Source organism: Coprococcus sp. AF21-14LB, from assembly GCF_003458885.1.
GTDB lineage: Bacteria > Bacillota > Clostridia > Lachnospirales > Lachnospiraceae > UBA9414.
The window spans coordinates 117,706-136,871 of record NZ_QRVX01000001.1 but is presented as its reverse complement, the minus strand read 5'-3'; the positions used below and the strand labels follow the sequence as shown (position 1 = coordinate 136,871).

At 39.9% G+C, this 19,166-nt stretch carries 19 protein-coding genes, 1 tRNA gene and 2 pseudogenes; 13 read left to right on the top strand and 9 right to left on the bottom strand.

Annotated features, from left to right (window positions below):
- The 8 genes and pseudogenes from DWX73_RS00670 to DWX73_RS00650 form a co-directional block, all read right to left on the bottom strand.
- Nucleotides 1–232, bottom strand: a 232-nt coding sequence (locus DWX73_RS00670) for a plasmid mobilization protein (RefSeq protein ID WP_442871975.1), incomplete at its 3' end; no start/stop codon positions are given.
- A gap of 420 nt (nucleotides 233–652) precedes the next feature.
- Complete coding sequence (locus DWX73_RS00665) at nucleotides 653–1,072, bottom strand: winged helix-turn-helix domain-containing protein (protein WP_173900609.1); 420 nt, start codon at nucleotides 1,070–1,072, stop codon at nucleotides 653–655.
- Nucleotides 1,073–1,278: 206 nt separating this feature from the next.
- Nucleotides 1,279–1,437, bottom strand: coding sequence for an ATP-binding domain-containing protein (locus DWX73_RS15355; RefSeq protein WP_242996502.1), 159 nt, complete (start codon nucleotides 1,435–1,437; stop codon nucleotides 1,279–1,281).
- 161 nt (nucleotides 1,438–1,598) lie between these two features.
- Nucleotides 1,599–2,039 carry a UvrD-helicase domain-containing protein gene (locus tag DWX73_RS13740; protein WP_242996501.1) on the bottom strand — a complete coding sequence of 147 codons (441 nt, stop codon included), beginning with the start codon at nucleotides 2,037–2,039 and terminating at the stop codon, nucleotides 1,599–1,601.
- A gap of 29 nt (nucleotides 2,040–2,068) precedes the next feature.
- Nucleotides 2,069–3,301 (bottom strand): HelD family protein, encoded by a 1,233-nt coding sequence (locus DWX73_RS13735; protein ID WP_242996499.1) that lies wholly within the window; start codon nucleotides 3,299–3,301, stop codon nucleotides 2,069–2,071.
- The gene (locus DWX73_RS13730; RefSeq protein ID WP_242996498.1) at nucleotides 3,294–3,440 is read right to left on the bottom strand and encodes a hypothetical protein; all 147 of its coding nucleotides are present in this window, start codon (nucleotides 3,438–3,440) and stop codon (nucleotides 3,294–3,296) included. Before DWX73_RS13730 ends, DWX73_RS13735 begins: the two co-directional genes overlap by 8 nt.
- A 694-nt stretch (nucleotides 3,441–4,134) precedes the next feature.
- On the bottom strand, nucleotides 4,135–4,509 hold the full coding sequence (locus DWX73_RS00655) for a hypothetical protein (protein ID WP_071144610.1): 375 nt from the start codon (nucleotides 4,507–4,509) through the stop codon (nucleotides 4,135–4,137).
- Nucleotides 4,510–4,664: 155 nt separating this feature from the next.
- Nucleotides 4,665–4,910 (bottom strand): annotated as a pseudogene (locus tag DWX73_RS00650) (transposase); the annotation flags it as partial.
- Between the two features lie 334 nt (nucleotides 4,911–5,244).
- Between DWX73_RS00650 and DWX73_RS00645 the strand changes: the two are divergent.
- The 7 genes from DWX73_RS00645 (at nucleotide 5,245) to DWX73_RS00615 (ending at nucleotide 10,056) form a co-directional block, all read left to right on the top strand.
- Nucleotides 5,245–5,997: a peptidoglycan recognition protein family protein gene (locus DWX73_RS00645; protein WP_118346213.1), complete on the top strand. Its 753-nt coding sequence runs from the start codon at nucleotides 5,245–5,247 to the stop codon at nucleotides 5,995–5,997.
- 115 nt (nucleotides 5,998–6,112) lie between these two features.
- Nucleotides 6,113–6,631, top strand: coding sequence for a shikimate kinase (locus DWX73_RS00640; protein WP_118346212.1), 519 nt, complete (start codon nucleotides 6,113–6,115; stop codon nucleotides 6,629–6,631).
- Complete coding sequence (locus DWX73_RS00635) at nucleotides 6,621–7,127, top strand: YqeG family HAD IIIA-type phosphatase (RefSeq protein WP_118346211.1); 507 nt, start codon at nucleotides 6,621–6,623, stop codon at nucleotides 7,125–7,127. The genes DWX73_RS00640 and DWX73_RS00635 overlap by 11 nt, the downstream gene beginning before the upstream one ends.
- Nucleotides 7,128–7,168: 41 nt before the next feature.
- Nucleotides 7,169–7,924, top strand: coding sequence for a type I 3-dehydroquinate dehydratase (gene aroD, locus DWX73_RS00630; protein ID WP_118346210.1), 756 nt, complete (start codon nucleotides 7,169–7,171; stop codon nucleotides 7,922–7,924).
- Nucleotides 7,925–8,104: 180 nt separating this feature from the next.
- Nucleotides 8,105–8,662 carry an elongation factor P gene (gene efp / locus DWX73_RS00625; RefSeq protein ID WP_118346209.1) on the top strand — a complete coding sequence of 186 codons (558 nt, stop codon included), beginning with the start codon at nucleotides 8,105–8,107 and terminating at the stop codon, nucleotides 8,660–8,662.
- A 190-nt stretch (nucleotides 8,663–8,852) separates the two neighbouring features.
- A tRNA-Ser gene (locus DWX73_RS00620) sits at nucleotides 8,853–8,939 on the top strand.
- Between the two features lie 157 nt (nucleotides 8,940–9,096).
- On the top strand, nucleotides 9,097–10,056 hold the full coding sequence (locus DWX73_RS00615) for a TFIIB-type zinc ribbon-containing protein (RefSeq protein ID WP_118346208.1): 960 nt from the start codon (nucleotides 9,097–9,099) through the stop codon (nucleotides 10,054–10,056).
- A gap of 112 nt (nucleotides 10,057–10,168) precedes the next feature.
- Here DWX73_RS00615 and DWX73_RS00610 read toward each other — a convergent pair whose 3' ends face one another.
- Complete coding sequence (locus DWX73_RS00610) at nucleotides 10,169–11,518, bottom strand: MATE family efflux transporter (RefSeq protein WP_118346207.1); 1,350 nt, start codon at nucleotides 11,516–11,518, stop codon at nucleotides 10,169–10,171.
- Between the two features lie 211 nt (nucleotides 11,519–11,729).
- On the opposite strand from DWX73_RS00610, the gene DWX73_RS00605 reads away from it, so the two are divergent.
- The 6 genes and pseudogenes from DWX73_RS00605 to ftsH all read left to right on the top strand — a co-directional run bounded on the left by DWX73_RS00605 (nucleotide 11,730) and on the right by ftsH (nucleotide 19,131).
- Nucleotides 11,730–12,203 carry a MarR family winged helix-turn-helix transcriptional regulator gene (locus tag DWX73_RS00605; protein WP_118346206.1) on the top strand — a complete coding sequence of 158 codons (474 nt, stop codon included), beginning with the start codon at nucleotides 11,730–11,732 and terminating at the stop codon, nucleotides 12,201–12,203.
- The gene (locus DWX73_RS00600) at nucleotides 12,204–13,955 is read left to right on the top strand and encodes an ABC transporter ATP-binding protein (RefSeq protein WP_118346205.1); all 1,752 of its coding nucleotides are present in this window, start codon (nucleotides 12,204–12,206) and stop codon (nucleotides 13,953–13,955) included.
- 2 nt (nucleotides 13,956–13,957) lie between these two features.
- Complete coding sequence (locus DWX73_RS00595; protein ID WP_118346204.1) at nucleotides 13,958–15,856, top strand: ABC transporter ATP-binding protein; 1,899 nt, start codon at nucleotides 13,958–13,960, stop codon at nucleotides 15,854–15,856.
- Between the two features lie 85 nt (nucleotides 15,857–15,941).
- Nucleotides 15,942–16,793, top strand: coding sequence for a DMT family transporter (locus tag DWX73_RS00590; RefSeq protein ID WP_118346203.1), 852 nt, complete (start codon nucleotides 15,942–15,944; stop codon nucleotides 16,791–16,793).
- A gap of 21 nt (nucleotides 16,794–16,814) precedes the next feature.
- Nucleotides 16,815–17,168: an arsenate reductase family protein gene (locus DWX73_RS00585; protein WP_118346202.1), complete on the top strand. Its 354-nt coding sequence runs from the start codon at nucleotides 16,815–16,817 to the stop codon at nucleotides 17,166–17,168.
- Between the two features lie 92 nt (nucleotides 17,169–17,260).
- Nucleotides 17,261–19,131: pseudogene (ftsH, locus tag DWX73_RS00580) on the top strand (ATP-dependent zinc metalloprotease FtsH).
- Nucleotides 19,132–19,166: the final 35 nt, after the last annotated feature.

The window sequence follows — 19,166 nt, the reverse complement described above, 5'->3', positions numbered from 1 at the left end:
CGCCGATCCTGCCGTATTCGGCGGTCAGCTTCCCGACAGCGGCAAGCAGCTCGTCATTGACGGGGGAAACGGTTATGATGGGGCGTATGGCTGCCCCGGTTATGGCTTGCCGGATAAACTCGGCTTGGCTCATGTGGTAAGCAGAAAGCCTTTCCGCAAACTCGGCGTATTCTTCCTCGGTCATGCGTGTCTTGACTACCCGGCTGCGGTGCGGTGTGTTGTATCTTTTCATGGTCGGCAGACCTCCTTTCTGTGCGTGGTGTTCTCTCACTAATAGGAGAAAAACAGGGGGTAAAACGGAACTGTTTTTGAAAAAATCCGAAAAAATATTTTGAGGGATTTTTAAGCGGCGCAAGCCGCATAAGCAGGGTTTGGGGAAGGCACTCCCCAACAAGATTCCCGCAGGGGCAAAATGAGCGAAAAGCGAATTTTGGCACCTCGGTAGAATCTTGCTCTAAGAAAACGGCGAAACTCCCCCTTTACTCCTTACTACGCAGAGAAATGCAAATATGGCAAAGTTTTGAAAAACTTTTTGATAAAACTTTTCGACAAAGCTGGAAAATCAGCGCGGTTTTTGGTGCAAAAAAACAGGAAACCTTTTCTGATTTCCTGTCATGGTATGCCGCTGTAACGGGCGGCGGTTATTCTGTTGTCATTCCCCGGAAGCAAACTTGTAGCCCATACCTAAAACGGTTTTTATGTAAATGGGCTTGCGGCTGTCCGACTCTATTTTTTTCCGCAGGTTGTAAATCACATTTGCAACGCTTGACTGGCAGCTTTCACTTTCCATGTTCCAAACGGCTTCAAATATTTGTGTCCGTGTGAGGACAATGCCGGGGTTGGAAGCAAGATATACAAGGGTACTGTATTCAAGGCGGGTAAGGCTTACTTCCTCCCCGTCTTGAAATACCTGGCGTTGGTTCTGCTTTATTTCCAGTCCCGGAAAAGATAACACGGAAGCGGTTGTGATCTGCATGGGTTCAATCTGTATATAATCAGATATTGCCGATATGATTTTGTCAATCGCTGTTTCCTCTTGTTCGTTAAGTGTCAGCAGTAGTAATTTCCCCATGTTCATTACCTCTTTTATCCGTTGAATTTAAACTATATTTTTCTGTCGTGTTTTTGACAGTAAGCAACAAATATATATGATAGAGAGCGTAATGTCAATTTAATGCCATTAAAAGAGAAAGATGGTCTGTCTAATTATTATCATTTTGTTCATATGCACTTACGCTGCGTTTGGCATTTAGGCAATTCAATATATTGTAAATTTATCTATATCAGCGGGCTAACCTCATTTTCACAAAATAAGCTAAGTTTGTGAAGCGCTCTTGTGCAGGCAACATATAAGAGGTTTTTATCATCTTCATCATGGTAGTTTTGGCTATCTGCATCACAAATTAAGACAGTATCAAATTCTAATCCCTTTGACATATATACTGGTAAGATAAACACGCCTTGTAAATCTGATACGCTCCCATTTTTAATTAATTGAATATCAAGTTTGTGTTTAATTTTATTAAATAGATAGGTTGAATTTTTTTCGGTTTTACAAATTAAGCATATCGACTGAAACCCTTTCTCTTGGCATAATTTTATTTCCTTAACAATTTCATCAATGAAGATTTCGGAATTATCAGCAATATATACTTTTGGCTATCGCCATTCCGATTAAAACTTTTTATCTGTGAACTTTGTTCAATGAACTTTAAACTAAAATTTAAAATTTCATTCGTACAACGGAAACTTTTATCCAACATAATAAGAGAAGATTTTTTCTTGTTCAATATTTTTTGAATTTGTTCGTAGAAAGAAATATCTTCTTTTTTGGCAAGAGTCTGTTTCATATCTCCTAAAATAGTAAATTTGGCATTAGAAAAAAGAAAATTAAATATTTCATATTGGAGAGGGTAGTAGTCCTGTGCTTCATCAATGACTACCTGCTTAATATTTTTATATTTATTTGTTCCGTATATTTTTAAATACAAATAAGCGATTGCTATTGCGTCATCATAATACAAGCTGTCTGCTTCCAAATTTTCCTTAGTATATTTCCAAATATTTTTTATGTTTTGTGACGGATTGCTATTTTGCAGCAGGCTATAAAAATAGGCTTCATTGCTAAATAATATTTATATAATTCAACAATGTCAATTTTTATAAATTTCTGTATTTCCTGCTTGATTAGATTTTTTTCTTCTTTATGCCCCCGCCCTTTTCCTGTTCCAAATATTTGTTCTAAAATATAATCTTCTAATTGTTCTAATTTTATGCCTAATGGTGTTTCTGGTCTTCCTAATATCTTGTCTTTTAGAATTTGCCCGCTTACAACGCATTTTCCCTCATAATAAACATCTTCAAATTCTATCCACTGGCGGGGTATATCAATGAGAAATTGGTCTAAAATTTCCCTAAAAAAACTTGACGTTTTAAATTCTATACTATTTCTTGAAATTTCCTTGTATTTTGAATTGACAATCAAGTTTTCTAAAAAATCATTTCTTGACTGAATTTTCCTGCCATTTAATAACTCACTAAGTATATCTTCAAACACGGAAGAAATAACATTATCTTCTCCCAATTCGGGCAATACATTTGAAATATATTGCTCAAATATAGAATTTGGGGAAATAATCATAATGTTATTTGCGGACAGCTTTGTTTGTAAACCTTGATACATAAGATAAGCAGCCCGGTGGAGAGCAATAGAGGTTTTTCCACTTCCCGCTACACCCTGTACCATTAGCAGGTCATTTTCCATATCTCTAATAACCACGTCCTGTTCATGCTGAATTGTTTCAACAATAGCTTTCATTTTAGCAGTAGTGTTTTGTGACAGTAATTGCCTTAAAAATTCATCAACAATCTGAACATCTGAATCAAAAAAATATTCCAGTGTTCCGTTTTTTATTTCATATTGGCGTTTCAAATTGAGTTCGCCTGTTACTCGTCCACATGGAGCGTCATAAAACGCTTCGCCTGTCATAAAACGATAGAAAACACTGGCAATCGGCGATCTCCAATCATAAACATACATCTCTTGATAGCTGTTTTTTCGTAGAGAAGAACGTCCAATGTATATTTTTTCAAATTCGTCCTCATCATCAAATTTAAAATCAATTCGGGCAAAATAGGGCGATTTTATCATCTTTTCTAACAGAAGTATTTTATGTTCTTCTTCTTCATAATCTATAATTTTGTCTGTAACAGGATTGATATATTGGCTTAATTCAACAAGTGCCTCGAAACCGTCTGATGTGTACAGTGATGTAATGCCGTGTTCTGTATTTTCACGCACATCTTTTTTGGCTTCGATAATTTCTGATTTTTTTTTTGTCTGCCGCTTCTTTTGCCTGCTTTAATTGTTCCTCGGCTAAAGAGATTGTTTGTGCTAATCTTTTTTCTTCAAACGCTTTTTCTGTCTGATTATTCCCCATAATGATTATGACCTCCTTGAAAAATGAAAGAAAGTTTTACTGAAACATTGCTAGGCTAGTTTAGCATGTGTCAGCTTATATAAACAGTCTTGTATTCATAAAATTTGTATGGTATTATTACAGTGGGAGGAATTATGTTAGATATTTGATTTCTGCAAGCATATCAATTCTAATACGGGTAATTTAAACAATAAACAAATTGGGACAAAGAGTTATACCATTATGTCCCAATTTGTTATTACTCCATATCTTCAGCAGACAGAAACACAAGCCCGGCAAATTCTTCCTCAATCAGTTTCTTCAACTTTTCCGCTGTGCTCTATGCAGGTTCCCTTATCTCCATTCCAACCTATAATCTCTTTCTGTAAAAGCAAATCTTGTTCTGTGAAAAAATGATTTGGATTCCGTAGTAGTCGGCATTGTGCGTAATGTGTATAACTGGCTGTATCATGGAATTGTGGGTAACTCTGTTTGCAGGACGTGGGAAAGCTGCACTTTAGCTTTTCCATGTGCTGTGAATAGAGTTATCCATGATTCCATAGCCAGTTATGCACATTTCCATAATGCTTGTCTTTTGGTCTTTATCAAAATGAGCATATTGGTTATTAAGAAAAGCCCTGCATATTATCATATACAGAGCCATTCTAATCTTTTTACCCTCTACATAGAGCGTTTTCTTTCTGCAAAATTCATTTTACAGAATGATACCCGCTTTTTTTGCAAAATAGCCTTTTCTCCCGGTAAGTTCCGACTGTTTTTCCTTTGGCAGATTATTGAATAAATCCTCATAAAGAATATCGTCTAACTGCATTTCCCTAGCAAGTAAAAACACATTTAGACTAAGCCATTCCTCCCAAAGCCCTTCAAATAAACTATGGCTGTCTGTATAGGTGTCAAGTTCTTCAAAGCCATATGACGGTGTATAGCACTGCAATTTAACAAAACCGTACCTACCAACATCAACCACTAAAATATCTTCATCTTCCATTTCGTACAGTTCCGCAAACGCACCAATTACTTTGTAGCACATTTCCCGTTCTTTCTCTGTGATATATACTGTTTTTTCCATGCTCATTTACCTCTATCCTTTCAAATCGTGGAATACGGTTTTCAGTTTTCTTCTACTTCTAAACCACATATTTGAAATGCCACATACGCCATTTTATACGGAATAGAGGTTGGCTGTCTGCATTTATCGGTGTGTTACTTTATGGCACATGAGCATTCCTTGCAGGTTTGACGCATACTTTTGATGCCATAAAGATACTGAATAAAAGGAATTTTTATCAGCATGACCGGATCCATACTTGGGCGACCGTTATCCTGAGAATACTTTTCCACAACAAGATCATATATGAAGTTCCAATCAATTGCTTTATCTATAATTCTAAGCAGATGATCTTGAGGAACCATGTCATCCATACAAAAGAACTGTACCTGTTCTCTTTTTTTATCAGCATTCTGAGTCATCATAAGCAGAAGCACCACCTCATTTTTGATACTTCTATTATACCAAAAAAGAGTCAGAAAGTCCGCATAAATGCTGGATTTCTAAGCTCTTTTCACAGAAAAATCCCGAGCGAATGCTCGGGACTTTGTCTACAGTCTGAACAGGATTCTTCGGAATCCTGTTTTTTATTACAGAGGAAATTCCTCCGGGATACTATGTGATAAAAAATAAGCTTCGTGTGAAAATTAGCGATTCTTTTGAAATTATTAAGAATTTTATTATGAGTTATAAAGAAGTATCGGATGAAAATATGCTAGAATAACAACAGAACAAAACAAAGGGTGAAAAAATGTTATGAACAGCAGACAATATAAACGAAAGCAAAGACGAAATAGATTTGGCAGAAGGAACAGAAGCGAAAGATCATTATATGAGAGGCGAATCCGTTGTTATATTCACGCAGGGATCATAATTCTGGCAGTATTGTTTGTATTTTGCCTCGGAAGAAAGTTGCTGGGACTGTTTGGATGCTCTTGGAAAGTTCTGGATCTGAACAGAGAAGGATATCATATTTCGGAGAAAGAGCTGACGGGAGAAGAACCGGAGATAGATGTACAGCTTCTTGATATTAACGAATATTCCAGACCAGGGACGCCAAGTGATGCGATTACCGGGATTGTGATTCATTACACGGCAAATCCAGGTTCTACAGCGCAGCAGAATCGGAATTATTTTAATGGATTAAAAGATTCAAAAGAAACACAGGCCAGCAGTCATTTTATTGTGGGATTGAAAGGAGAAATCGTACAATGTGTTCCTTCCTGGGAAATTGCCTATGCTTCTAATGAAAGGAACCATGATACGGTATCGATAGAATGTTGTCATCCGGATGATAGCGGAAAGTTTACCGAAGAAACATATGCATCCGTTGTACGGCTGACAGCGTGGCTCTGTACAAAATTTGGGTTAACAGAACAGGATGTGATTCGTCATTACGATGTAACAGGGAAAAATTGTCCGAAATATTTTGTGGAACATGAAAAGGTGTGGGAAGCATTTCGGGAAGATGTGAAGACGGCAATCAGCAATACGACAGAACAGCAGTAAATTAAGAAGAAAAAGAGAGTTGAGCAAAGATAAAAGTTTTGTTATAATAGGCAGAAACAAAGAACTCTGGAAAAGTTCCGGAATTTTGCGAAGAGAAAAGATCGGGTGATTGAAAATGAACAATATAATTCTAACCGGCTTCATGGGGACCGGAAAAACAACAGTATCTAAGTGTTTGAAACGTGTGTTTGGACTGGAAGTTCTGGATACAGATACGGAGATTGAGCGCAGAGAAGGGAGAACAATCCCGGAGATTTTTGAGGCAGAAGGAGAAGAATATTTCCGGGAACGGGAGACAGAACTGTTACGGGAACTCAGGGCAAAAGAAAATATTGTAATTTCCTGCGGAGGTGGAACCGTGCTTCGCACCTGTAATGTGGAACTATTGAAAGAAAGCGGAACTGTATTTCTTCTAAGTGCGACACCGGAGACGATCTTTGAACGGGTAAAGAATAGTCATCACAGACCTTTACTGGAACAAAATAAGTCAGTAGAAGGGATTCGGGCACTTCTGGAGCAGCGCAATAGCCGATATCAAGCGGCTGCGGATGTGATTGTTTCAATTGAGGGGAAGACAACGGAGCAGATTTGCAGAGAAATACTTAAAAGAAGGGACTACAGAAATGTTAAATAGATTTTTTCCGGAAAATTATATGGTATCAACTTATGCGGTGCCATTTGAAAAATTATATGAAGAAGGGTATCGGGGAGTCATCTTTGATATTGACAATACACTTGTGCCGCACGGTGCACCGGCTGATGAGAGAGCGAAGAAATTATTTGTCCGCCTGAGAGAAATTGGCTTTCAGACATGTCTGATTTCAAATAATAAAGAACCGCGGGTAAAGATGTTTAATGAAGAGATTCAGACTCAGTATATTTATAACGCGCATAAGCCTTCGACAAAAAATTATATAAAAGCAATGGAAATGATGAATACCAATCTTGATAATACTATTTTTATTGGGGATCAGCTTTTTACGGATGTCTGGGGAGCAAAGAGAGCCGGAATGCATAATATTCTCGTAAAACCAATGAATCCGAAGGAAGAGATTCAGATTGTCCTAAAGCGTTACCTGGAAAAGATTGTTCTTCATTTTTATTTGAAGGAACGTAAGAAAGGACAATAGGAAAGATCCAGCAGAAAAAGAGCGAGAAAGCAGAGAAGAATATGAAAGAAATTACAGTAAGAAATGTGACGTTCGGAACCGGGATTCCTAAAATCTGTGTCCCGATTGTCGGAAAAACAGAAGAAGAGATTCTGTGCCAGGCAAAGCAGCTTGGAGATCTTCCGGCAGATCTGGCAGAATGGAGAGCGGACTGGTATAAAGAGTGGGAAGATATTGATAAAGTGAAGCAGATTGCAGAGAAACTCCGCAAAATTCTTGGAGAAATGCCTGTTCTTTTTACCTTTCGTACGGGATATGAAGGTGGCGCCAGCGAGATTGATGAGGAAATGTATGGCACGTTAAGTCTTGCAATGGCTGGCTGTAAAGCAATTGACTTGTTGGATGTGGAGGCATTTCGAAACGAAAAGATTGTCGAACAGATTGTAGAAGCTGCACATGTAAATGGAAAAAAAGTTATTATGTCCAATCATGACTTTTCAGCAACACCTTCTGAAGCAGAGCTGGTAAGAAGACTTACCTACATGCAGAGGATGGGAGCGGATATGGCAAAGATTGCAGTTATGCCTCAATCGATGCAGGATGTTATTACGCTTATGGGAGCATCGCTGCGGTGCAATGAAGAACTGTCCTGCCCGATTATTACAATGTCTATGGGAGCAATGGGAAGTATCAGCAGAATTTGCGGAGAGTTTTCAGGATCGGCAATTACATTTGCATCGGCAAAGATTGCATCAGCGCCGGGGCAGATAGAGGCAACAAAAATGAAATATATGCTTGAAACGTCCATAAAAGCATGAAATCTGAGTAAGTTCTAACAGAAAAAAGGCATATAAGGATATTTTTCTTGGAAAAAAGAGTACAAACTGAAAAATATAGTTGAAATCTTGCAGAACTTATTATAAAATTAATAGAAGTGAATGGAACAAAATTTGTAAATGGCCTGATAGATGTTCGGGCTGATATTAAGGAGGATTACAATGATTTCAGCAGGAGATTTCAGAAATGGTGTTACCATCGAAATGGAAGGAAATATATACCAGATTATTGAATTCCAGCACGTGAAACCAGGTAAAGGTGCAGCGTTCGTTAGAACAAAATTAAAAAATATTATCAGTGGAGGAATTGTTGAGAAGACATTCAGACCAACAGAGAAGTTCCCGAAAGCTCATATCGAAAGAAAAGATATGCAGTATCTGTATTCAGACGGTGAATTATATCACTTCATGGATGTAGAGAACTACGATCAGATCGCTCTGAACTCAGATGTAATCGGTGATACACTGAAGTTTGTTAAAGAGAATGAGATGGTTAAGATCTGTTCTCATAAAGGAAATGTATTTGCAGTAGAGCCGCCGCTGTTCGTTGAACTGGAAGTAACAGAAACAGAGCCGGGTGTAAAAGGTGATACAGCAACAGGCGCTACAAAACCAGCAATCGTTGAGACAGGCGCTCAGGTTATGGTTCCGTTATTTGTAGAGATCGGAGATAAATTAAAGATCGATACTCGTACAGAAGAATACTTATCAAGAGTATAATAATCGTTTTAAAAATTTGGAATGATTGTGTAAAAGATGACCAGCAGGCAAAATACCTGCTGGTTTTTTGGTTCTTGATGAGTCTAGCGCGCGTTCTTATGGGGAGAACAAAGGAAGGAGGTCGAAGAATGGAAAAAAGATAAATTAACACTTTTATTTTACCGGAAGCTTTGTTATACTATAGAAGTACGCTGCAGTGCCAGAGAGGCTTATTGGCTCGGTCTCGAAATCCGTTGGTTCCATTAAGGACACGGGGGTTCAAATCCCTCCTGCAGCGTTTTCTTATTTTATCAGCGCATTTCTAAAGATTATCTTAATTCATATAAATTCACACAAATTTCCAATAATCGCTCTTTTACTTCTGAGATAATTTATGCTATAATATCTTAAAATGCAGATAATTTTGAAATACAAGAGAAAAGAGGTAACCATTTATGAAATGTCCTAAATGCGGAAAAGATCTTTTGATCCGTGATGAAAAAGTTTCAGTCGATGAGAACGGCGAGGCAATATATAATCAATTTGCAATTTGTACAGACTGTAAGAAAAAGTGGAACTTAGATAAACAGCGTGCAAAACAGGCGGAGAAAGCAGCAGCCAGAGCTTCTGTGAAGCAAAAAGAAGACCAGGAGAAGGATCAGCCAAAGGCAGCGGAAGAGAAGAATATGCAAGGAAATGCTGAAGGAGAAGCAGTAAGAACAGCGAGACCGGCAGCGAAGAATTCTGCTGAGAAGACACCGGCAGCGCCGAGAAAAGAACCAAAGAGAGCAGAAGAGAAAGAGACTCTTGCCGAGAATGCTCCTGTTAAGAAAAGAGAAGAGAGCATTGCCTCAGAAAAAGAAGGAGCGAAACAGCGCACAGCTGCTCCGGTTAAGAAAGTGCCTGCGAAGAGAAGTGAAGAAGATCGTAGAGGAGCAGCTAAGAAAGCACCTGCGAAGAGACCGGCACCGGTAAAAGCAGTTGCAGAAGAGGAAGAAGAACGTCCGGTAAGAAAGACAAAACCGGCACCGGCAAAGAAACCACAGCCAAAGAGAACGACAGAAGAGCTTCCAAGAGAACGTGCTCCAAAGCAGAAGACATCACAGCAGACATATTCCAATATTCCGCCGAAGGAAGTGCGTCAGAAACGGGAAGAAGAAATGAAACGCGGTTATGATGAACTGCTTTCAGTAGAAGATGAGGATGAAAGCCGCGGATCAAAGGCTCCGGTCATCATTCTTGTAATTTTAATCCTGATTGCGCTTGGTGCAGCAGGGACAATTTTCTACTGTAAGATGACAGATCGTCCGATTCCGTTTATTTCTCAGAATGTGCAGACAGAGTATGCCATAAGTGCTTCCGCAGAAGAGACAGAAGTAATTCCGGAAGAAGCAGAAGAAGCTTTGTTTGTCTAACAGACTTTTTAAATTAGAAAGAAGAATATTTCATCTGAAACTTTTATAAAGATGAAAAAGGGTATCGCTTAATTGCGATACCCTTTTTGTCATTATAATGAATAATACTTTTTTACATCATTGCGGTGGACAGCTTTTTATGTACATGACGATAACAAAGAATATGAACACCTGCAGTTAGAATCCAGGAAATCGGATAAGAAATATACAGGATAAATAAAGTGTGCTGCCACTGGAAAATTGTAAAAATCCATAACACGCGGAAAGCGCAGGCTCCGGTCAGCGATACGATCATCGGCATCACAGAATAGCCAAGTCCGCGAATGCTTCCGACCATGACATCCATAATACCGCAAAGAAAATAGGTACAACTGATGATTGCCATTCGAGACAGCCCGAATTCGATTACCTGTGGATCAGAAGAATAAATGCCAAGCAGCTGGCGGCCAAATAAGTAAGCTCCATTTCCAAGAAGGAGTCCAATTACAGAGACAATCGCAAGACAGCGGAGCAAAATCTGATTGATTCGCTTGTAGTTTCCGGCGCCCATATTCTGGCTTGTAAAACTTAGTGCAGTCTGATAAATGGCATTCATAGATGTGTAGACAAATCCTTCAATATTGGATGCAGCTGTATTCCCTGCCATTGCAATGGAGCCGAAGGAATTTACAGAAGATTGAATCAGTACGTTGGAGATAGAAAATACAACGCCCTGCATCCCGGCAGGAAGTCCGATCTTTAACATCTGAATCAGTTTATCGTTGTGTATTTTTAGAGTTTTTAAATTCAAATGACACATTCCTTCGACATGAGTCAGGCAATTTAGTATAAGAAGTGCCGATATCACTTGTGAAATAACAGTTGCAGCGGCAACTCCGGCAACGCCCATGTGGAAAACAATCACAAAGATTAAATTAAATATTACATTAATCACACCGGCTGCCATAAGGAAATAAAGCGGACGCTGTGTATCGCCTATGGCACGAAGAATGGCTGCGCCGAAATTATAAATCATGAAGGCAGGCATTCCAATAAAATAAATACGCATATAAAGTACGGAATGTGCAATGACATTATCCGGAGTTCCCATCATTTCAAGGAGTGGACGTGCCAGAATAACGCCAACGAAGATCATGAGAATTCCTCCGAGAATGGCTGTCATAATAGAAGTATGAACAGTATCGCTGACTTCGGCTTCTTTTTTTGCGCCATAGAATCGAGCTACCAATACATTGGTTCCGATCGAAAGTCCGATGAATAAATTTACAAGAAGGTTGATCAGAGCGCTGGTAGAACCAACTGCTGCAAGCGCATGGCTTCCGGTAAAGCGGCCGACAACAACAATATCTGCTGCATTAAAGAGAAGCTGAAGGATTCCGGATAGAATCAGAGGTCCTGAGAAAATGAGGATTTTCCCGAGGAGCGGACCATTGCACATGTCCATTTCATAATTTTTTTTCATGCTGTAACACCTCAATTTCTTTAAAACTATATACCTAACTTAGTATTATAAGCATCTCTTTTGGAAAGTTCAAGGAAGAAAAGGAGATCAGATGTACTTTCTGGTGTGCATAAAAAACTTGACAATAGTTTCTGATAATGTGTATAATAAAGTTCGCAAGCGAATTGTTCGCTATAGAACTATAATGATTTTGCAATAAAGGAGAAACAAAATGGCGAAGCCGATTGGACATGAGATTCATGAATTAGACAATATTCTTGGACGCAATATGATGGCTCATCAGTCACGGATGGGAAGAGACGAAGTGACAGTGATGCATGGATGGATTATAGGATTTTTGTATCGACATCGGGAGGAAGATATTTTTCAAAAAGATATTGAGAATCGCTATTCGATGGCGCGTTCCACAACAGCAACCATTCTGAAGCTGATGGAAAAAAAGGGATATATCAGACGTATTGGAGTGAAAGAAGATGCGAGGCTGAAAAAAATTGTTCTAACAGAAAAAGGTGTTGAGATGAACCGAGAGACAGAGAAGATAATCAACTATCTGGAGGAAAGACTTCTGAGAGGGATTTCCGAAGAAGAGTTAGAAATTTTTCTTTGTGTACTTCGCAGAATGAAAGCAAATGCACAGGAAGATGAGAAAAACTACAAGACAGAAGAGCGAAAGGAGAAAGGCTAGATGGTTAAGACACTATTGGGACAGGTCAAAGAATTTAAACGAGAATCTGTTCTGACACCGATTTATATGATTCTGGAAGTGATTCTTGAGACAATGATACCGCTTTTGATGGCGTCAATTATTGATGAGGGGGTAGAAAAAGGAAATATTCGCCATATTATGATCGTAGGTGGTGTAATGGTTGTTGTAGCAGCGGCAGGGCTTTTGGCAGGACTGATGGGAGGTATTTACGGAGCAAAAGCTTCTACCGGATTTGCAAGAAATTTGAGAGAAGCCATGTTTGAAAATATTCAGACGTTTTCGTTTGCCAATATCGACAAATACAGTACGGCAGGTTTGATTACACGATTGACAACGGATGTAAGCAATATCCAGAATGCATATCAGATGATTCTGCGTATGTGTATGCGGGCGCCTGCCAGCATGATCTGCGCTATGGTTATGGCGTTTATGATCAATGCAAGACTGGCATCAATCTACCTTGTGGCAGTCATTTTGCTTGGTATTTTTTTGATGGTCATTATAAGCCGCGCGACAAAATATTTTAACAGTGTATTTGAAAAGTACGATGATCTCAATGCCAGTGTGCAGGAAAACATTACAGGAATCCGCGTAGTAAAGGCTTATGTGCGGGAAGAATTTGAGAAGGACAAGTTTACAAAAGCCAGTGCCAACCTGTATCGAATGTTTGTGAAAGCAGAAAACATTGTCGTTATGAATTCTCCGGTAATGCAGTTTACCGTGTACGGGTGCATTCTCGGAATCAGCTGGCTTGGAGCAAAAATGATTGTTTCTAATAATCTGACGACAGGTGAGCTAATGAGTCTTCTGACATATTGTACGAATATTTTGATGAGTCTGATGATGCTTTCGATGATTTTTGTTATGGTGACAATGAGTATGGCGAGCGCGCGTCGGATTACAGAGGTTTTGAATGAAAAAACAGATCTTTGTAATGGGAAGAATCCGAAAAAAGAAGTGAAAGATGGAAGCGTTGTGTTCGAGCATGTAGATTTCAGTTACAAAAAAGACAGTCAGGAACCGGTACTGAGAGATATCAATCTGACTGTACGATCAGGAGAGACGATTGGAATTATTGGCGGAACAGGAAGCGCTAAATCCAGCCTTGTGAATTTGATTAGCCGTCTTTATGACACAACAGCAGGAAATGTATATGTGGGCGGTGTAAATGTAAAGGAATATGATCTGGAAGCATTGAGGAATCAGGTAGCGGTTGTTCTTCAGAAAAATGTGTTGTTTGGAGGAGCAATTCTTGATAATCTTCGCTGGGGAGATCCGGATGCCTCTGAAGAAGAATGTAAGCGAGTATGCCGTCTTGCATGTGCAGATGAATTTATTGAGCGTATGCCGCAGAAATACGAAACACATATTGAGCAGGGAGGCGCAAATGTGTCCGGCGGACAAAAGCAGCGTCTTTGTATTGCCAGAGCGCTCCTGAAAAAGCCGAAAATATTGATTTTAGATGATTCTACAAGTGCAGTGGATACTGCTACAGATGCAAAGATTCGAAAAGCATTTGCAGAGGAAATCCCGGATACGACGAAGTTCATCATTGCACAGCGTATTTCCAGTGTGCAGGGAGCAGATCGAATTATTGTTATGGAAAATGGAATGGTAAATGGATTTGGAACTCATGAACAGCTCATGGAGACAAATGCAATTTACCGGGATGTATATGAATCTCAAAATCGCGGAGGCGGAGATTTTGATGAAGGAAGAGGAGGGGAATAATTATGCCAAAACCAATGCGGGGAGCAAAACCAAAAGTAAAAGATCCTGGGAAATTATTTGCCCGACTGATGAAATATATTTTGAAAAATTATAAAGTTCATCTAATGATTGTTGTAGTTGGCATTTTTGTCAGTGTACTGGCAAATGTACGAGGAACGATGTTTATGAAAACATTGATCGACGGTTATATTGTACCGTTGCTGGGAAGTGAAAATCCGAATTTTGTTCCGCTCTTAACAGCGATCGGACAAGTAGCGGTCATTTACCTGGTTGGAGTTATTTCTACTTATTTATATAATCGCTTGATGATCTATGTTACACAGGGAACATTGCGTAATCTTAGGGATGATATGTTTGTACATATGGAAAATCTTCCGATTAAATATTTTGATACCCATTTACATGGAGATATCATGTCTGTGTATACAAATGATATTGATACTCTTCGACAAATGATTAGTCAGAGCATGCCTCAGCTCTTATCAAGTATGATAACCATTGTTAGTGTGATGCTCAGTATGTTTATGTTGAATATTCCATTGACAATTGTTTCGCTCATAATGATTGCCGTTATGATGACGGCAACAAAAAAAGCAGCAAGTTTAAGCGGAACCTACTTCATTGCACAGCAGAAACATCTCGGAGCATTGAATGGTTTTATTGAAGAAATGATGGAAGGGCAGAAGGTTGTAAAAGTATTTTGCCATGAAAAAGCCAGTATGGAAGATTTCAGGCATTTGAACAATCAGCTGTTTGAAAGTGCGGATAAAGCAAATAAGTTTGCCAATATACTTGGACCGATTAATGCACAGCTCGGAAATATCAGTTATGTGGTATGCGCTATTGTAGGCGGAATTCTTGCCATTTATGGAGTTGGAGGTTTTACGCTTGGCGGTCTGGCAAGCTTCCTTACCTTTAATAAAAGTATTAATATGCCAATTAATCAGGTAAGTCAGCAGATGAATGCAGTTGTTATGGCGCTTGCAGGTGCAGAACGCATTTTCCGATTATTAGACGAAGAAAAAGAAACGGATGAAGGCTATGTAACGCTTGTGAATGCGGAACACCAGGCTGACGGAAGTGTTGTTCCGACAGAAAAGAAACATACAGGATGCTGGGCGTGGAAGCATTATCACAAGGCAACCGGTACAACGGATTATGTAGAAGTAAAAGGAGATGTGGTATTTAATGATGTAGACTTCGGATATCATGATGAAAAGATTGTCCTTCACAATATTAAGCTTTATGCGACTCCGGGACAGAAGATTGCATTTGTAGGATCTACCGGTGCCGGAAAAACGACAATTACGAATCTAATTAACCGCTTCTATGATATTCAGGATGGAAAGATTCGTTATGACGGTATTAATATTAATAAAATTAAGAAAGATGATCTGCGCCGTTCGCTTGGGATTGTACTTCAGGATACCAATTTGTTTACGGCAACGGTTATGGAAAATATCCGGTACGGAAAATTAGATGCAACGGATGAGGAAGTAATAGCGGCTGCGAAACTGGCTAATGCAGATGGATTTATCCGCCGGCTTCCGGACGGCTATCAGACAATGCTCTATGGAAATGGCAGCAATTTAAGCCAGGGACAGAGACAGCTTCTATCAATTGCCAGAGCAGCTGTGGCAGATCCGCCGGTGCTGATCCTGGATGAGGCGACAAGTTCGATCGACACACGGACGGAAAAGCTTGTGCAGGATGGAATGGACAGGCTTATGCATGGAAGAACAACATTCGTAATTGCCCACAGACTTTCTACCGTAAGAAACAGCGACTGCATTATGGTACTGGAGCAGGGACGGATTATTGAAAGAGGTTCCCATGAAGAACTGATTGCTCAGAAAGGAAAATATTATCAGCTTTACACCGGGCGATCTGCAAGCGAATAATTTTATACCACAGTACAAAAAAGAATAGTATTTCAGAGCAGCATATGCTAAAATAAAGTGAAAAATGAACTGTTAGGAGAAGAGGATGAAAAAATTAGTAATTATTTTAGGGGTACTGGGAGTGTCTTTTTCGGCTGTTTTTGTGAGGATTACCGATGCGCCGTCTCTTGTGCTGACATTTTACAGATCGCTTTTCGCTGCAATATTTTTAGCACCGGCGCTTTTTGTAAAATTTCGTCCGGAATTGAAAAAATTAACAAAAAAAGATGTGCTGCTCTGTGTAATCAGCGGTTGTTTTTTGGGACTGCATTTTTCGGCTTATTTTGAGTCACTGCGATTTACCAGTATTGCATCCAGTGTCGTACTGGTAGACACAGAAGTCTTTTTTGTTGCGTTTGCCATGCTGTTTTTCTTCCGGGAAAAGATATCCAGGCAGGGATGGATCGGAATTTTTCTGGCATTTGCAGGAAGCGTTGTAGTGGCAATGGCAGATGCAGGAATTGGAAGTGATATTCTGAAAGGCGATCTGATCGCGCTGTCCGGAGCTGCATTTATGGCGGTATATACCATCATTGGAAAAATTTGCCGGAAGCATATGACAACGACCGTTTATACATTTCTTGTATATGCATCTTCAGCGGTAACGGTATTTGTGCTTCTGCTGCTGCAGAAAACACCGGTTACCGGGTATGGTCCGTCTATGTTTGTGTCAAGTATCGGTATGGCAATTTGCTGCAGTCTTCTGGGACACAGCATTTTCAGCTGGGGGCTGAAATATGAAAAAGCATCGTTTATTTCTACGGTAAAACTTCTGGAACCGGTGTTTGCATCGGTACTCGGAATCTTTTTATTTTCAGAAATTCCAGGGTTATATACAGTTCTTGGAGGTATCGTAATTATTCTTGGAATTTTCATTTATTCAAAACATAGTGAGTAGCAGAAAACAGGAGGAAGAAAAATGTTATTTGTAGAATATCCAAAATGTACTACTTGTCAGAAAGCAAAAAAATGGCTGACAGAGCAAGGAATTGCATTTGAATGCAGACATATTGTAGAAAATCACCCTACGGTGGAAGAATTAAAACAGTGGCACCAGATGAGCGGTCTTCCGCTGAAAAGATTTTTTAACACAAGCGGGATGAAATATAAGGAACTTGGACTAAAGGACAAGCTGCCGCAGATGACAGAGGAAGAGCAGTATGAACTTCTTGCAACCGACGGTATGCTTGTGAAACGTCCGCTGCTTGTGGGAAATGATTTTGCTGTTCCGGGATTTCGGGAAAAAGAGTGGGAAGAAAAGCTGAATTCATAAGAATTTTATACTTTATTCAGAGCCAGTACATTGACTTTCGGGGAAGAAAAGCGTATATTTTCCATATGTAAAAAGAAAAGGAGGATGAATATATGCAGGAAGTAAAAACACCTAAAAGATCCCCGTGGCTGTACTGGCTCATTGGATTTTTTGTTTTATTAATATTAAACCAGTTTGTATTCACAAGAATGTTGAACCAGAAAGTGGAATCCGTTGATTACGGTACTTTTCTGAATATGCTTTCGGATAAGAAAGTAGAAAAAGTACAGATTGAAGGAGAATCGATCTACTTTACAGATAAGAGTGATAAAGCGTATGAGGCAACGACTTTTAATGATCCGAAACTTGTAGACCGCCTCGAAGATGCAGGATGTTCTTTCGGCCGGGTTATGGAAGAAGAGATGTCGCCGCTTATGAGCATGCTGTTATCCGGACTGATTTCTTTTGTAATTATTTTTGGGCTTGGAAGTCTTCTGACAAGACGTATGATGAAGAAGATGGGAGGAGAAGGCGGCGCCGGTATGGGAATGCCGTCTATGCAGTTTGGTAAGAGTAACGCAAAAGTATATGTGCAGTCTCAGACGGGGATCAAGTTTAATGATGTTGCCGGAGAAGATGAGGCGAAAGAGATTTTACAGGAGATTGTAGATTTCCTTCACAATCCTGGGAAATATCAGGAAATCGGTGCAAAGATGCCGAAGGGTGCGCTTCTGGTAGGTCCTCCCGGAACCGGTAAAACGCTGCTGGCTAAGGCAGTTGCAGGGGAAGCGAATGTACCGTTCTTCTCAATTTCCGGTTCTGAATTTGTAGAGATGTTTGTCGGAATGGGTGCTGCAAAAGTTCGTGATCTGTTTAAGCAGGCGAATGAGAAAGCACCGTGTATCGTATTTATTGATGAGATTGATACGATTGGTAAGAAACGTGATAACGGCGGCATGGGCGGAAATGACGAGCGGGAGCAGACGTTGAACCAGCTGCTGACAGAGATGGATGGATTCGACGGAAGCAAAGGAGTTGTCATTCTTGCTGCAACAAACCGTCCGGACTCGCTGGATCCGGCGCTTCTTCGTCCTGGACGCTTCGACAGACGTGTGCCGGTAGAATTACCGGATTTGAAAGGGCGAGAGGAAATTCTGAAAGTGCATGCGAAGAAGATTCGTCTTAGTGACAGTGTTGACTTTAATGCCATTGCGCGGGCTGCTTCCGGGGCGTCCGGAGCAGAGCTTGCAAATATGATCAATGAGGCGGCGCTGCATGCAGTGCGTGCCGGAAGAAAGTTTGTAACTCAGGCAGATTTAGAAGAAAGTATCGAAGTTGTTATTGCAGGTTATCAGAAGAAGAATAAGGTACTGTCAGATAAAGAAAAACTGATCGTTGCTTACCATGAGATCGGTCATGCGCTTGTGGCTGCACTTCAGACACAGTCTGCTCCGGTTACAAAGATTACAATCATTCCGCGTACATCGGGCGCTCTTGGATATACCATGCAGGTAGATGAAGGGGAACATAACCTGATGTCAAAAGAAGAGATTGAGAATAAAATCTCCACTTTTACCGGAGGACGCTGTGCAGAAGATCTTGTGTTCCATTCTATTACAACAGGAGCGTCTAACGATATTGAGCAGGCAACACGTCTTGCAAGAGCAATGATTACAAGATTTGGTATGAGTGAAGATATCGGAATGGTTGCACTTGAGACAGTTCCAATCAATATCTTGGCGGAGATACCTCGCTGGCATGTTCTCAGGAAATGGCAGCCGATATTGATAAAAGAGTGATTGCGCTTGTAAGACAGCAGTATCAGAAAGCGGAGAAACTTCTGTCAGATCACATGTCTAAGCTGCATGAACTGGCTAAGTATCTCTATGAGCGTGAGACAATTACGGGAGAAGAATTTATGGAAATTCTGAACCAGAAGGAAGAATATCCAAATTTGGTTGATTCTAAAGCGGAAGAGGTGTAAGCTGTAAATAGCAGAATTTATACCAAAAGGAGCGA

What these genes read in the sequence shown, in the direction of transcription:
- DWX73_RS00610 (WP_118346207.1), bottom strand. Translation starts at nt 11,518, where the DNA reads ATGAAAAAAAATTATGAAATGGACATGTGCAATGGTCCGCTCCTCGGG.
- DWX73_RS00595 (WP_118346204.1), top strand. Translation starts at nt 13,958, where the DNA reads ATGCCAAAACCAATGCGGGGAGCAAAACCAAAAGTAAAAGATCCTGGG.
- DWX73_RS00655 (WP_071144610.1), bottom strand. Translation starts at nt 4,509, where the DNA reads ATGGAAAAAACAGTATATATCACAGAGAAAGAACGGGAAATGTGCTAC.
- DWX73_RS00605 (WP_118346206.1), top strand. Translation starts at nt 11,730, where the DNA reads ATGGCGAAGCCGATTGGACATGAGATTCATGAATTAGACAATATTCTT.
- DWX73_RS00665 (WP_173900609.1), bottom strand. Translation starts at nt 1,072, where the DNA reads ATGGGGAAATTACTACTGCTGACACTTAACGAACAAGAGGAAACAGCG.
- DWX73_RS00600 (WP_118346205.1), top strand. Translation starts at nt 12,204, where the DNA reads ATGGTTAAGACACTATTGGGACAGGTCAAAGAATTTAAACGAGAATCT.
- DWX73_RS00615 (WP_118346208.1), top strand. Translation starts at nt 9,097, where the DNA reads ATGAAATGTCCTAAATGCGGAAAAGATCTTTTGATCCGTGATGAAAAA.
- DWX73_RS13730 (WP_242996498.1), bottom strand. Translation starts at nt 3,440, where the DNA reads ATGGGGAATAATCAGACAGAAAAAGCGTTTGAAGAAAAAAGATTAGCA.
- DWX73_RS00645 (WP_118346213.1), top strand. Translation starts at nt 5,245, where the DNA reads ATGAACAGCAGACAATATAAACGAAAGCAAAGACGAAATAGATTTGGC.
- aroD (WP_118346210.1), top strand. Translation starts at nt 7,169, where the DNA reads ATGAAAGAAATTACAGTAAGAAATGTGACGTTCGGAACCGGGATTCCT.
- DWX73_RS15355 (WP_242996502.1), bottom strand. Translation starts at nt 1,437, where the DNA reads ATGTCAAAGGGATTAGAATTTGATACTGTCTTAATTTGTGATGCAGAT.
- DWX73_RS00585 (WP_118346202.1), top strand. Translation starts at nt 16,815, where the DNA reads ATGTTATTTGTAGAATATCCAAAATGTACTACTTGTCAGAAAGCAAAA.
- DWX73_RS00635 (WP_118346211.1), top strand. Translation starts at nt 6,621, where the DNA reads ATGTTAAATAGATTTTTTCCGGAAAATTATATGGTATCAACTTATGCG.
- DWX73_RS00590 (WP_118346203.1), top strand. Translation starts at nt 15,942, where the DNA reads ATGAAAAAATTAGTAATTATTTTAGGGGTACTGGGAGTGTCTTTTTCG.
- DWX73_RS00640 (WP_118346212.1), top strand. Translation starts at nt 6,113, where the DNA reads ATGAACAATATAATTCTAACCGGCTTCATGGGGACCGGAAAAACAACA.
- efp (WP_118346209.1), top strand. Translation starts at nt 8,105, where the DNA reads ATGATTTCAGCAGGAGATTTCAGAAATGGTGTTACCATCGAAATGGAA.